The sequence below is a fragment of the Devosia yakushimensis genome, from assembly GCF_030159855.1.
Taxonomy (GTDB): domain Bacteria; phylum Pseudomonadota; class Alphaproteobacteria; order Rhizobiales; family Devosiaceae; genus Devosia; species Devosia yakushimensis.
In genome coordinates this window covers 174422-187020 of the sequence record NZ_BSNG01000001.1, presented here as the reverse complement: position 1 = coordinate 187020, position 12599 = coordinate 174422, and the positions used below count along the sequence as shown (strand labels likewise).

The window sequence follows — 12599 nt, the reverse complement described above, 5'->3', positions numbered from 1 at the left end:
GAGCCCGGAAGCCATGCGTCTCCTCATTATCGGGGCCCTTGAAGGCCAGCTCAGCACCGCCACCAAGATGGCGATGGATGGCGGCGCCAAGGTGGCCCACGCCCCCTCCATCGAAATCGCCCTGGCTTCCCTGCGCGCCGGACGCGGCGCCGATCTGCTGCTGGTCGATGTCATGATGGACATTGCCGGGCTGATCGCCGGGCTCGAAGCCGAGCGTATCGCCATTCCGGTGGTCGCCTGCGGTGTCGAAACCAATGCCGCCGCCGCCGTCAACGCCATCCGCGCCGGCGCCAAGGAATATATTCCTTTGCCGCCCGATGCTGAACTGATCGCTGCCGTCATCGCCGCCGTCGCCCGCGACAGCTCCGAATTCCTCTATCGCGACCCGGCCATGGACCGCGTCGTCAAGATGGCGGAGCAGATCGCCGGCTCGGACGCCTCGATCCTCATCACCGGCGAGAGCGGCACCGGCAAGGAAGTCATTGCCAAGCACGTCCATGCCCGCAGTAAGCGCGCGGGAAAACCCTTCATCTCGGTCAATTGCGCCGCCATTCCCGAAGCCCTGCTCGAATCCGAGCTGTTCGGCCACGAGAAAGGCGCCTTTACCGGCGCCATCGCCCGCCGCATCGGCAAGTTCGAGGAAGCCTCGGGCGGTACGCTCCTGCTCGACGAAATCAGCGAAATGGACGTGCGCCTCCAGGCCAAGCTGCTGCGCGCCATTCAGGAACGCATTATCGACCGCGTCGGCGGCACTAAGCCCGTCCCCGTTGATATCCGGATACTGGCCACCTCCAACCGCAACCTCAACGAGGCGGTGCGCGAAGGCAGTTTCCGTGAGGATCTGCTGTTCCGCCTCAATGTGGTCAATCTCAAGCTCCCCCCGCTGCGCGACCGCCCCGGCGATATCGCGGCCCTCTCCGAGCACTTCGTCGCCAAATATGCCAAGGCCAATGGCCTGCCCCCGCGCGCCCTCTCCGCCGAAGCCCGCGAGGCCCTGCTCAAGGCCCCCTGGCCCGGCAATGTCCGCGAGCTGGAAAATACCCTGCACCGCGCCGTCTTGCTCTCATCGGGCGACATTATCGGCCCCGACGCCATCGTCCTGCCCGATGGCATGGGCCTGGCCGAAGCCGCTTCCGCCAGCAGCCTTTCGGCCCAATTGGCCCAGACCGCCCAGACCATGTCCGCCGCCCTGGTCGGCCGCACCGTGGCCGATGTGGAACGCGACCTGATCCTCGATACCCTCGACCACACCCTGGGCAACCGCACCCACGCCGCCAATATCCTGGGCATCTCGATCCGCACCCTGCGCAACAAGCTCAATCAATATGCCGAGGAAGGCACCAACGTGCCCGAACCCGGCGAGCGGCGCTCGGTGGCTTGATGCAGATGGGTTTGACCACAAAGCCCGCATCTCCGTTCCTCCCCTTCCCCTTGAGGGAAGGGAGGCGCATGTCTGACGCCGGTGATCAAACCCTATGACCGACCTCCCCACCGGCCGCGCCCGCCCGGCTTTCAACATTCCCTCGGTCTCCTCGATCTTCGACCTGCTCCGGTCGGGCGATATCGCGCTCGCCACTGGGATCATGGGGCTGATCTTCATCCTCATCGTGCCTCTGCCGCCGCTGATGGTCGATGCGCTGCTCGCTATCTCGATCGTCTTTTCGGTGATGATCCTGATGACGGCGCTCTTCATCCAGAAGCCGCTGGAATTCTCGTCCTTTCCCACCGTGCTGCTCATCGCCACCATGCTGCGGCTGGGCATGAACCTGGCCACCACACGCCTGATCCTGTCGGAAGGGCACAATGGCACCGCCGCCGCCGGTCACGTCATCGAGGCCTTCGGCACTTTCATCACCCGCGGCAATTTCGTCATCGGCGCCGTGGTCTTCATCATCCTGGTGATCGTCAATTTCATCGTCATCACCAAGGGTTCGGGCCGCATTGCCGAAGTTGCCGCCCGCTTCAACCTCGATGCCATGCCCGGCAAGCAGATGGCCATCGACGCCGATCTCAGCGCCGGCCTTATCGATGAGGCCGCCGCCAGGCAGCGTCGGGCGGAACTGGAAGGGGAAAGCGCCTTTTTCGGTAACATGGACGGCGCCAGCAAGTTCGTGCGCGGCGACGCCATTGCCGGCCTCATCATCACCTTCATCAACGTCTCGGCCGGCATTCTCATCGGCATGATGCAGGAGGGGCTTTCCTTCCAGGAAGCGGGCAATGTCTATACCCTGCTGACCATCGGCGACGGCCTGGTCTCCCAGATTCCTGCGCTGATCGTTTCGACTGCCGCTGGTATCCTGGTCTCCAAATCAGGCGTTACCGGCTCGGCCGACAAGGCCCTGTCCTCCCAGTTCACCGGCTATCCCAAGGCCCTGGGCATGTCGGCCGCTGTCATGGCCTCGCTGGCCCTGCTGCCCGGCATGCCGATCATTCCCTTCCTGGCCCTGGCCGGCGGAGTGGGTTACCTCGCCCTGCGTGCTTCACGCGGCAAGGCGACCAGGACGGCCGAGGAAGCACTCAAGACCGCCACGGCCGCCAGCCAGCCCGGCGGCGCCAATGCCCCCCAGGCCGAAGCGCCGATCACCGACAGCCTCAAGATCGACGAACTCAAGCTCGAGCTGGGTTATGGCCTGTTGAGCCTGGTCAAGGAAGACGAGACCGGTTCGGACCGCCTGACCGAACAGATCAAGGCTCTGCGCCGGCAGCTCGCGACCGAACTGGGCTTCGTCATGCCCCCGGTCCGCATTCTCGACAATATGCAGCTCGAACCCAATGATTACAAAGTCCGCATCAAGGAAGTGGAAGCCGGCCACGGCCAGATTTTCGCCAATCAGCTGATGGTTATGGACCCCATGGGCAATACGATCGACCTGCCCGGCCACCACACGACCGAGCCCACATTCGGGCTGCCGGCCACCTGGATCGAACCTGCCCTGCGCGACGAGGCCGAATTGCGCGGCCTCTCCATCATCGACCCCTCGACCGTCATCTCCACGCACCTCACCGAAGTGCTCAAGGCCAATGTCGCGGACCTGCTCAACTATGCCAATGTGCAGTCCCTGCTCTCGGGCCTGCCCAAGGAACAGCAGAAGCTGGTGGAAGATATCGTCCCCGGCCTCATCTCGGTCTCCGGCGTCCAGCGCGTGCTGCAGACCCTTTTGACCGAGCGCATCTCGATCCGCGATCTCTCGACCATTCTCGAAGGCATTGCCGAAATCGCCGGCCCGGGCCGCTCGACGCAGATGATTGCCGAGCATGTCCGCTCCCGCCTCGCCCGCCAGATCTGCGCCGCCAATCTGGGCCCCGATGGCAATCTGCCGCTGCTGACCCTCTCCCCGCAATGGGAACGCGACTTTGCCGAAGCCATGGTGGGCGATGGCGACAACCGGCACCTGGCCATGGCGCCTTCGCGCCTGCAGCAATTCATCGCCGCCATCCAGCAGGGCTATGAACGCGCCGCCCAGATGGGCGAATTGCCCGTGCTCATCACCTCACCCTCCATCCGCCCCCATGTCCGCTCCATCATCGAGCGCTTCCGCCCGCAAACCGTGGTCATGAGCCAGAACGAGGTCCATCCCCGCATCCGCCTCAAGACAGTGGGGAGCATCTGATTGGGCAAGGTCTTTCTCACCGGCTATCTCGAAGTTCCCCCCGACCGGCTCGAAGCGGTGCAACAGGCTTTGCCCGAGCACATCGCCCTCACCCGCGCCGAACCCGGATGCCTCAGCTTCTCGGTCACCCAAAGCCCGGAAGACCCCACCCATTTCCTGGTTTCGGAAACCTTCGCCGACCAGGCGGCATTCGACGCCCACCAGAAACGGGCCTCCGCCTCGGCCTGGGCCAACATCACCGCCGGCCTGGCGCGACACTATTCGATCCGCACGGAATAGCGGGCTGCCTCCCGCCCCTTGACGGGTGAGGGGTGCGATCTCGTCGCAAACCCGGCTCAAGCCCCAAGCCTTACTGTAGAATATGCCCCGCGGGCAGCGGCGGCACCTTGATCTCGCCGTCTTCCTTGGACAAATCGGCCTCGTCCTCGCGGCTCAGTTCCTCTTCGGCCAGATGCCAGAATTCCTGGTCCCGCCCCTCGGGCCACCCTGCCTTCTCCCAAAGCAGATAGGCCCGGTGGCGAATTCGTCCTTCATCCCATCCGATCATTTTCATCTCCCTGCATGATTGGCCTTGGGGACTAGAACGTTCGGCAGAACTGTCGGTTGCCTGGTGGTGGAACTATCGGGGCCCGCTTTCATTGCCCCTCCAACCGGAGGAAACCATCATGTACAAACCAGCCGACCATAATAGTCTGTCGCCCTACCTCATCGTCAACGACGCAAGGCCCGTGATCGATTTCATCAAGGCCGTTTTCGGCACGGAGCCGACGCTGGAACACAGCGACGAAAGCGGCGCGCTGAGCCATGTCGAATTCAAGATCGATGACACAATCCTGATGCTCGGCCAGGCGCCCGGCGCGACAAGCCAGGCCCATATCCACGTCTATGTGCCCGATGTCGACCAGAGCTTCGAGCTGGCCCGCGCTGCCGGTGGCAAGGTCGTGCAGGAACCCATGCAGAAAGCCGACCCCGACCGCCGTTGCGGCATAGCAGACCCGTCCGGCACCACCTGGTGGCTGGCCACCACCCAGGGTTTCAACAACGCCTGACTATTCCAGCCGTTTGAGCATCCATAAGATTAGGTCGTCGTCCAATAGAACGGACGCACCAGGTGCAATATCGGCATAGTCGTAGGTTATGCCGTGCCCATCGGGCACGTAGCCCTGCGAAACATAGAGACGCTGAGCGGCCCCATAGTCTGCATAGAGACCCACACCTATCCCCACCACGGCCTTGCCGGCACGGATGGCTTCCGCCTCGAGCGCCTGCAGTAGCAGCGCGCCGATCCTCTCGCCTCGCCGAGACTGAGCGATTACGAGATCACTGATCTCAGGCACATCCGCGTCTCGAAAGCGGGCATAGCGCGATTGCCAGATCAGGCTGCCATAGCCAGTAACCTCACCGTCATCCGCTGCAATCAGTACAGTGCGCAAGCCCTCGTCCCGCTGTCGAACGATGTCGTGCCAGGGCTCTGGCCACCGTTTCCATGCCGGTCCACCGTCAGTAGCCAGTATCTTTTCTATATCCCGGGCCAGAAACGGCCTGATGCTGACGGCCACCGCGTTACCGCTCCGTCAGCGCCAATTTTGCGCCCAGCAGGACAAATGCGCCGGCAAAAGTGCGGCGCATCCAGACCATTATGGCCGGCCGGCTGATCACATGCCCACGGATCGCGGCGGCAAACAGTCCGTAGAGCACGAAAACCGCAAAGGTCATGCCCATGAAGACAGCGCTGAGCTCGAGCATGCGCGGCAGGGCATTAGGCGCGCTGGCCGGCACGAATTGCGGCAGGAAGGCAAAAAAGAAGATCGAGAGCTTGGGGTTGAGGATATTGATCAGGATGCTTTCGACGATCACCTTGCGCGCCGATTTGGGCGTCACGTCCTGATCGACGCTGAGCGCACCGGTCTCGCGCAGAGTGGTCCAGGCCATGTAGAGCAGATAGGCAACACCGAGATATTTGATGATTTCGAACGCCAGGGCGCTGGTATGCAGGATTGCCGCCAGGCCGGTGATGGCCGCCAGCATATGGGGCACGATGCCCAGTGTGCAGCCGAACGCGGCCACCGCGCTGGCCTTGCCACCCCGGCTCAGGCCCGCAGCAATCGTATAAAGCGCCCCGGTGCCGGGCGACACAACCACGATCAGCGTGGTGATCAGGAATTCGATGCTCATAGCCACCCCCTCCGGCGCTTGATGCGATCATGCCCCCGATCGGCATGCCGGCGCCAGCCGCCTTGCCACATTCTCCCCACGGAACGCCGCACCGCTTCGCGCATTATCCGCTCGGCACGCCAGGGGCTTTCATGAAACTGTTTGTCTGCGATCATTGTGGCAACACCGTTTATTTCGAAAACGCGGTGTGCGAACGCTGCGGCCATAGGCTCGGCTATCTTCCCGATCGCAACGCCCTGGTCTCGCTGGCCGAAGCGAATGGCCTGTGGTCGACGCCCGCCTTTGCCGGCGAGACTTATATCTTCTGCGACAATGCCCGCCATGGCGCCTGCAATTGGCTGATCCCCGCCATGCCGGGCGGCGACATCTATTGTTCCGCCTGCCGCCACAACGACACCATTCCCGCGCTGAGCGATCCCTTGAACCTCAGCCGCTGGCAGATCATCGAACGCGCCAAAAAGCGCCTGTTCTATTCCCTGCTGCGCCTGCAGCTCCCGCTCCACACCCGGAGCGAAGACCCCGAACACGGCCTGTCATTCCGCTTTCTGGCCGATATGCCGGTCGAACCAATACCGGTTCTGACCGGGCACGATAGCGGCATCATCACCATCGCCCTGGCCGAAGCCGACGATGCGGAACGCGAGAGCCGCCGCACCGCCATGGGCGAGCCCTATCGCACCCTGCTTGGCCATTTCCGCCACGAGATCGGCCACCATTATTGGGACCTGCTGGTCGCCGGCACCCCCGCTCTGGCCCGCTTCCGCGCCCTCTTCGGCGACGAAACCGCCGACTATGCCCAAAGCCTGGCGTCCTATTACGCCAATGGCGCCCCCGCCGGCTGGCCGCAGACCCATATCAGCGCCTATGCCACTTCCCATCCCTGGGAGGATTTCGCCGAAACCTTCGCCCATTACCTGCACATCACCGACACGGTCGAAATGGCGGCGGCCTTCGGCGTCCGCGCCCGCCCCAAAACCGAGGATATATCCCTGGCCGTCCGCCTGGATTTCGACCCCTATGCCGCCCCTGACATGCAAACCATCATCGACAATTGGGTGCCCCTGGCCGCCATGCTCAACAATCTCAACCGCGCCATGGGCCATCCCGACGCCTATCCCTTCATCCTCACGCCGCAGGTCATCGAAAAACTGGGCTTCTTACACGACCTGGTGCATGGCCGGATGGGATAGCCTGGGAATGGCACAATCCCCTTCCCGCCCCACCACCCGCTCGGCTATGGTCCGGCCATGTCAGCCATCACCATTCTCACCGTCCCGCCCTTTTCCACGCTCTGCAACGCCGCCTTCGCGCTGCGGCGCGAAGTTTTCGTCTGGGAACAGAAAGTCCCCGAAAACGAGGAAAACGACGCCGACGATCTCACCGCCACCCATTTCGTCGCCATCGCCGAAGGCGAGGTGGTGGGTACGCTGCGCCTGCTCGATAAGCCCGAGCATATCAAGATCGGCCGCGTCGCCGTGCGCGCCGCCTTTCGCGGCCGAGGTATTGCCAAGCTGATGATGGTCGCCGCCATGGAGCATGCCCGAGCCCAGGGTCACGAGCGCTTCTACCTCACCTCGCAATCCGACAAGCTGGGTTTCTACGAAAAACTCGGCTTTGCCGCCTTCGGCCCCGAATTCCAGGATGGCGGCATGCCCCACCGCGCCATGCGCACCTATGACCGCGAAACGGCCGTGCTCACCTGAGCGACAAATTGCACGCGGCCCGTTAACCAGTTAGCAACCCATTAAGCCTGCCACAGGGTCCTGCGTGCCCCGTCATCGCCCTTGCGCTATTGTCGGCCATGTCGGGAGTACCGCGCGCCAAACGGCGCAAGCGCCCTCCAAGAACGAAAAACCGCCCAGGGAGGCGGAGAAGGCCGGCCTCGCTTGAGAGCCGGCCTTTTCAATTTCGTTCCCGAAAAAGCCGGAAAAATCCTTCGGAACGTCTCACGCCGTCGTGACGTTGACCCCTACATAATGGGCCGCACGGTGCGCCACCTCGCAAGTTTTGCACCGCACGGCCCTGTTCACCGAACCGATGAACCTAAGGAGCCTACAATGATCCGCACCCTGTTGACCACTTCGGCCATAGCGCTGCTGCTTGCCGCGCCTGCCATGGCCCAGGAAACGCCGGCCCCAGCGCCGGAGGCCCCCGCCACCACCGAAGCTCCGGCCACGCCCGAAGCTCCGGCTGCTCCCGCGCCCGAAGCGCCTGCACCCGCTGACTCCGTCGATACCGGCGCCGCCCAAACCACCGATGTCAACGAGCCCTGGGACATGTCCGCCGGCTATACGGCCGCCGATACCGACAATCTGGGCACCCGCCTGATCGGCCAGCCCGTCTATTCGGCCGCCGGCGAGGAAGGTGAGGAAATCGGCAATATCTCCGATATCGTCTTTGACGAAGGCGGCCAGATCACCGCCGTGGTGATCGGCGTCGGCGGGTTCCTCGGCATTGGCGAAAAAGCCGTGGCCGTCGATTTCAACGCGCTCGAATTCACCCTGGCGGCCGACAATACCGAACGCTGGGTCCTGCCGACCACCGCTGAGGCCCTGACCACCGCCCCCGATTTCGTCTGGGCCGAGGATGAGCCCGTGGATGGCGCTGCCCCCGCCGATGGCGCAGCCCCGGCCCCGGCCGGTGGTGACGCCATGGCGCCGGCTCCGGCAACCAACTGACCCCTTCGCGAATTGTGGAATGGAGGGCCGGCCCGCGGGCCGGCCCTTCTGCGTTCGAGCCAAGGATATTTCATGCGCCACTTCGTCACCGTCTCCGCCCTGTCCCTGCTGCTGGCCATGCCGGCCGCCGCGCAGGACAGCGCGCCCGCCCCCACTGCCCCTACCGAGCTTGAACAAAGCGGGCTCACTCCGCCCACCGTCCTGTCCGAGGGCTATGCAACCGATGACCAGGATGTTCTGGTGACCAAGCTTTTGGGCCAGAAAGTCTATTCGTCGGTCGCCGACAATGCCCGCGAGATCGGCACCATCAACAATATGGTGGTCACGTCCGGCATGGGGATTTCGGCCGTGGTCATCGGCGTCGGTGGTTTTCTGGGTGTGGGCGAGAAAGATGTCGCAGTCGATTTCGCCGAACTGACCTGGGCCCGGCGCGAGGACGGTTCGCGCCGCTGGGTGCTCGAAATCACCCGGGAAGAACTGGCAGAAGCGCCCGCCTTTATCTGGACCGACAGCGAGGAGGCGACCGGCAAGCCGGCCCTGACCACCCAGCAGGAGCAGAACCAGCTGGTGGATGGCAATCCCAATGCCACCCCGCTCGATCCCTCCCTCACCACCGACCAGCCCGAGCGCCCGGTGATCACCACCACGCCCGATCGCTCCGGCATGACGGCCGTCAACCAGGCCGATCTCAGCGCCGACGAGTTGCGCGGCATTCCGGTCTATGGCCGGGACAATGAGCAGATCGGCGCCATCAGCGACGTCGTCCTCACCCCCCAGGGCAATTCCGATGCCCTCATCGTCGATGTCGGCGGCTTTCTCGGCCTGGGCGGCAAGCCGGTCGCCGTCGCCTTTGAAAACCTCACCTTTTCATCCGACACCAATGGCCAGCGCTATCTGTTCCTCAACACCTCGCGCGACCAGCTCGAAGCCCAGCCGGAATACGACCCCGACACCTACCAGGCCCAACGGACCACCCAGCGCATGGTCGTTACCCCTTAGGATACGCTCCCCCCTAGCGCAGCTGAGGGCCCGCGGCTCCGTCGTCTCCCCTCCCCTTGTGGGGAGGGATCAAGGGCGGGGTGCATCACACGCACAGAACGAGGGAAAGCCGGCCCGGTTTGTTCCATGGCCTCGTCTAAAACCGCAATGTCATTCCCGCAAAATCCGCGCTACCATCGCGATATGCTGCGTTACCTTCTCATTGCTCTCATCCTGCTTGCCGGCCTCACCCCCGCCCAGGCTCAACCCTTGCGCCTCGGCGTCGAAACGGCTGAGGTCGTCATCGACCCCCTGTCCGGCCTCAATCAGCTTGAGCTCAGCCTGACCCCCGCCAGCCAGCAGGACATGGCAACATTCACCGCCGCCAATGTCGGCAGGACGGTGAATGTCACCATCGATGGCAAGCTCATCACCTCCCCGGTGATCCAGACGCCGATCATCAGCACATCGCTCATGCTCACCGGCAATTTTACCGCCGCAGAATTGCAGGTCATGGCCGACCAGCTCAGCGCCCAGGATGCGGTGGTCGAACTGAAACTGGCCAAGCAGAAGCGTTAGGCGGAACCGGCCATGAAAAATCGCGACCTCATCGAGCAAGCCGCCCAATTGCTCAAGCCGCACCGGACCTCGGCCGGCCGCCTCTTCGGCGATGTTGGAGCAATGGTGGTTTCGGGCAGCGGAGCGGTCTATCCCGGCGTTTGCGTCGATACCCCGAGCTGGGGATTATGCGCCGAGCGCAGTGCGCTAGCGACCATGGTCACCCATGGCGAATACCGGATACGCCAGGTCGTTGCCGTATGGCGCAACGACGAAACCGGACAGCTCCACGTCCTGCCGCCCTGCGGCGTCTGTCGCGAATTCATGCGGCAGCTCGACGACGCCAATCTCGATGCCGAAATCATCCTCGATACCGATCGAACGGCAATACTGCGCGACCTCATCCCACATCACGAATGGCCCAGGCCGCTGGACCTCTAGCGGTGCCGCCCTCCAGGCGTCCAATACCACCCACAAAGAACCATCAGTCCCCCCTCACCCTCCCTCTTGTGAGGGGAAGCAACGGACTTAGTCCTTCGCTAAGTCAGTAATCGAGCAGGGTGGGGTGCTTCCGCAGCCATCCAAAACAAAAAAGGCCCACTTCCGCGGGCCCCTTTTAAATCTCTCCGATCGCTTCACCTAATTGCGGAACCGCAACCGGCCGATCTCGTCATAATCGGCCTGTTCGGCCTTGAGCTGTTCGGCGGCTTCCCGCTGATGCTCGCGCTGATCGAGCAATTCGACCTTCTTGAGATCTTCGATGGCTTCGGCCAGCGCATCCTGGGCCGTTTCGAGCTTGGCGCGCATATCGGTGGCCGAGGCCAGCAGGTTATCGCGCCGGGCGAGGGCCGCCTTGGCGAAAGTCGAATAGGCAAAATGGGCCACGTCCGAAATGCCGGTCTTGGTCTGCTCGATTTCGATCTGCTGGTCGAGTTCACCGGCCATGCGCTCGAAGTCATTGACCATCATCTCGATCTGGCTGACCTGGCGGCGTTTTTCGTCCACCTGGAACTTCTTGAGCCGGATGAGGCTCTCGCTGCGCGATTTCAAGACCTGTACTCCTTACACATCAAGTCAGTTCCGGGGCCAATACACCGCCCCTTCAGACCGCTGCCTCGCTGACGATCGCTTCGAGCATTTTATAGCCCTCGGCAATTGTCGTCGTCTCTTCCCGGCTCTGGCCCAGAAAGGCCTCCAGCGCCGGATAGAGCGCGATCGCGCGGTCCACTTTCGGATCTGACCCTTTCCGGTAAGCCCCCAGCCGGATCAGCTCCTCCATGTCCGAGAAAATGGACATGAATTCCCGCGCCTTGGCCAGGACCGGCCGCATATCGGCCGGTACGCACCCTGGCATGGTGCGCGAGATGGACCGAAGCACGTTGACCGCCGGGTAACGACCCCGTTCGGCAATCCCGCGCTCCATCACGATATGCCCGTCGAGAATGCCGCGAACGGCGTCCGCGATGGGCTCATTGTGATCATCACCTTCTACCAAAACGGTAAAGAGACCGGTAACAGAACCCGTTGTCGGCGTTCCCGGCCCCGCGCGTTCCAACAATCGCGGCAATTCTGTGAACACGGTTGGCGGATAGCCCTTGGCCGTGGGCGGCTCCCCGATGGCCAGCCCAATCTCGCGCTGCGCCATGGCAAAGCGGGTGAGGCTATCCATCATACAGAGAACCCGCCGCCCCTGGTCGCGGAAAAATTCGGAGAGCGCCAGGCTCATATAGGCCGCCTGCCGCCGCATCAGCGCCGCCTCGTCCGAGGTGGCGACCACCACCACCGCATTGGCAAGGCCCTCTTCACCCAGATATTCCTGGATGAATTCATGCACCTCGCGCCCGCGCTCGCCGATCAGCCCGATCACCGCCACGTCCACATTGGTATTGCGCGCCAGCATACTCATCAGCACCGACTTGCCGACACCCGAACCGGCGAAAATGCCCAGCCGCTGCCCCTCGCACACGGTCGTAAAGGTATTGAGGCACCGCACACCCAGGTCCAGCGGCTCGCCCACCCGCACCCGGTCATGCGCGGCCAGCGGCGATTGCTGCAGCGGATAGGCTACCGACCCGCGCGGCAGTGGCCCCTTGCCGTCGATCGGCTCGCCATTGGCATTGATCACCCGGCCCAGCCACCCCTCCGAGGGGAAGGCCGCGCCATCATGGCGCTGGAAGATCGCCTTGCAACCGAGCCGCACGCCGGCCAATTGCCCGAATGGCAGGCACAGAGCATGCCCGGCCTTGAAACCGATGATTTCGGCCGCCAGATGCTCGCCATTGACGGTCTCGATCTTGACCCTGCCGCCCACGCGCAATTCCCGCACCGGCCCGACAATTTCCATGAGCAGGCCCTGCACGGACTTGACCCGGCCGAATATCTCGACATCGTCGATGGCCTCGATCGCCGAAATCAGTGCCTTCATCGGTTCATTATCCGTTCGGAACCCGTTCATCTCTGTGGCGGGACATGGTTTCCGCCGCCGCATTTGCGGGCCGACCCGCGAATCAGATGGTAACGCAACGTTAAGCAAAAAGCGCTATTATCAGTGTCGGAGCATTCCGTCCGCGCCCTGCCGCCGTCTCTGCTCTAAACCCCT

The 12599-nt window shown here is 63.3% G+C and carries 15 protein-coding genes; 10 read left to right on the top strand and 5 right to left on the bottom strand.

What is annotated here, in order from left to right; genetic code table 11:
* Window positions 1-13: 13 nt before the first annotated feature.
* The 3 genes from flbD to QQL79_RS00890 all read left to right on the top strand — a co-directional run bounded on the left by flbD (window position 14) and on the right by QQL79_RS00890 (window position 3890).
* Window positions 14-1381, top strand: a complete 1368-nt coding sequence (flbD, locus tag QQL79_RS00900) for a sigma-54-dependent transcriptional regulator FlbD (protein WP_284387033.1) — start codon at window positions 14-16, stop codon at window positions 1379-1381.
* 94 nt (window positions 1382-1475) lie between these two features.
* Window positions 1476-3611 (top strand): flagellar biosynthesis protein FlhA, encoded by a 2136-nt coding sequence (flhA, locus tag QQL79_RS00895; RefSeq protein WP_284387031.1) that lies wholly within the window; start codon window positions 1476-1478, stop codon window positions 3609-3611.
* A complete protein-coding gene (locus QQL79_RS00890; protein WP_284387029.1) occupies window positions 3612-3890 on the top strand; it encodes a putative quinol monooxygenase in 279 nt (92 codons plus the stop codon).
* Window positions 3891-3960: 70 nt separating this feature from the next.
* Here the strand turns inward: QQL79_RS00890 and QQL79_RS00885 are convergent, their stop codons facing one another.
* On the bottom strand, window positions 3961-4158 hold the full coding sequence (locus QQL79_RS00885; protein ID WP_284387027.1) for a DUF2934 domain-containing protein: 198 nt from the start codon (window positions 4156-4158) through the stop codon (window positions 3961-3963).
* Between the two features lie 118 nt (window positions 4159-4276).
* On the opposite strand from QQL79_RS00885, the gene QQL79_RS00880 reads away from it, so the two are divergent.
* Window positions 4277-4660, top strand: a complete 384-nt coding sequence (locus QQL79_RS00880; RefSeq protein WP_284387025.1) for a VOC family protein — start codon at window positions 4277-4279, stop codon at window positions 4658-4660.
* Here the strand turns inward: QQL79_RS00880 and QQL79_RS00875 are convergent, their stop codons facing one another.
* Window positions 4661-5170 carry a GNAT family N-acetyltransferase gene (locus QQL79_RS00875; protein WP_284387022.1) on the bottom strand — a complete coding sequence of 170 codons (510 nt, stop codon included), beginning with the start codon at window positions 5168-5170 and terminating at the stop codon, window positions 4661-4663. It abuts the gene before it with no gap.
* A 4-nt stretch (window positions 5171-5174) separates the two neighbouring features.
* A complete protein-coding gene (locus QQL79_RS00870; RefSeq protein ID WP_284387020.1) occupies window positions 5175-5786 on the bottom strand; it encodes a LysE family translocator in 612 nt (203 codons plus the stop codon).
* A 131-nt stretch (window positions 5787-5917) separates the two neighbouring features.
* Here QQL79_RS00870 and QQL79_RS00865 point away from each other — a divergent pair, with 131 nt between their 5' ends.
* The 6 genes from QQL79_RS00865 (at window position 5918) to QQL79_RS00840 (ending at window position 10441) form a co-directional block, all read left to right on the top strand.
* Complete coding sequence (locus QQL79_RS00865) at window positions 5918-6976, top strand: zinc-binding metallopeptidase family protein (RefSeq protein WP_284387018.1); 1059 nt, start codon at window positions 5918-5920, stop codon at window positions 6974-6976.
* Window positions 6977-7033: 57 nt separating this feature from the next.
* On the top strand, window positions 7034-7489 hold the full coding sequence (locus QQL79_RS00860) for a GNAT family N-acetyltransferase (protein WP_284387016.1): 456 nt from the start codon (window positions 7034-7036) through the stop codon (window positions 7487-7489).
* Between the two features lie 354 nt (window positions 7490-7843).
* A complete protein-coding gene (locus tag QQL79_RS00855) occupies window positions 7844-8464 on the top strand; it encodes a PRC-barrel domain-containing protein (RefSeq protein WP_284387013.1) in 621 nt (206 codons plus the stop codon).
* A gap of 72 nt (window positions 8465-8536) precedes the next feature.
* Complete coding sequence (locus tag QQL79_RS00850) at window positions 8537-9463, top strand: PRC-barrel domain-containing protein (RefSeq protein WP_284387011.1); 927 nt, start codon at window positions 8537-8539, stop codon at window positions 9461-9463.
* Window positions 9464-9610: 147 nt separating this feature from the next.
* The gene (locus QQL79_RS00845; RefSeq protein ID WP_284387009.1) at window positions 9611-10021 is read left to right on the top strand and encodes a SecDF P1 head subdomain-containing protein; all 411 of its coding nucleotides are present in this window, start codon (window positions 9611-9613) and stop codon (window positions 10019-10021) included.
* Window positions 10022-10033: 12 nt separating this feature from the next.
* Complete coding sequence (locus QQL79_RS00840) at window positions 10034-10441, top strand: cytidine deaminase family protein (RefSeq protein ID WP_284387008.1); 408 nt, start codon at window positions 10034-10036, stop codon at window positions 10439-10441.
* 198 nt (window positions 10442-10639) lie between these two features.
* Here QQL79_RS00840 and fliJ read toward each other — a convergent pair whose 3' ends face one another.
* Both fliJ and fliI read right to left on the bottom strand, forming a co-directional pair.
* On the bottom strand, window positions 10640-11050 hold the full coding sequence (gene fliJ, locus QQL79_RS00835; RefSeq protein WP_284387006.1) for a flagellar export protein FliJ: 411 nt from the start codon (window positions 11048-11050) through the stop codon (window positions 10640-10642).
* 52 nt (window positions 11051-11102) lie between these two features.
* A complete protein-coding gene (gene fliI / locus QQL79_RS00830) occupies window positions 11103-12425 on the bottom strand; it encodes a flagellar protein export ATPase FliI (RefSeq protein WP_284387004.1) in 1323 nt (440 codons plus the stop codon).
* Between the last annotated feature and the right edge of the window lie 174 nt (window positions 12426-12599).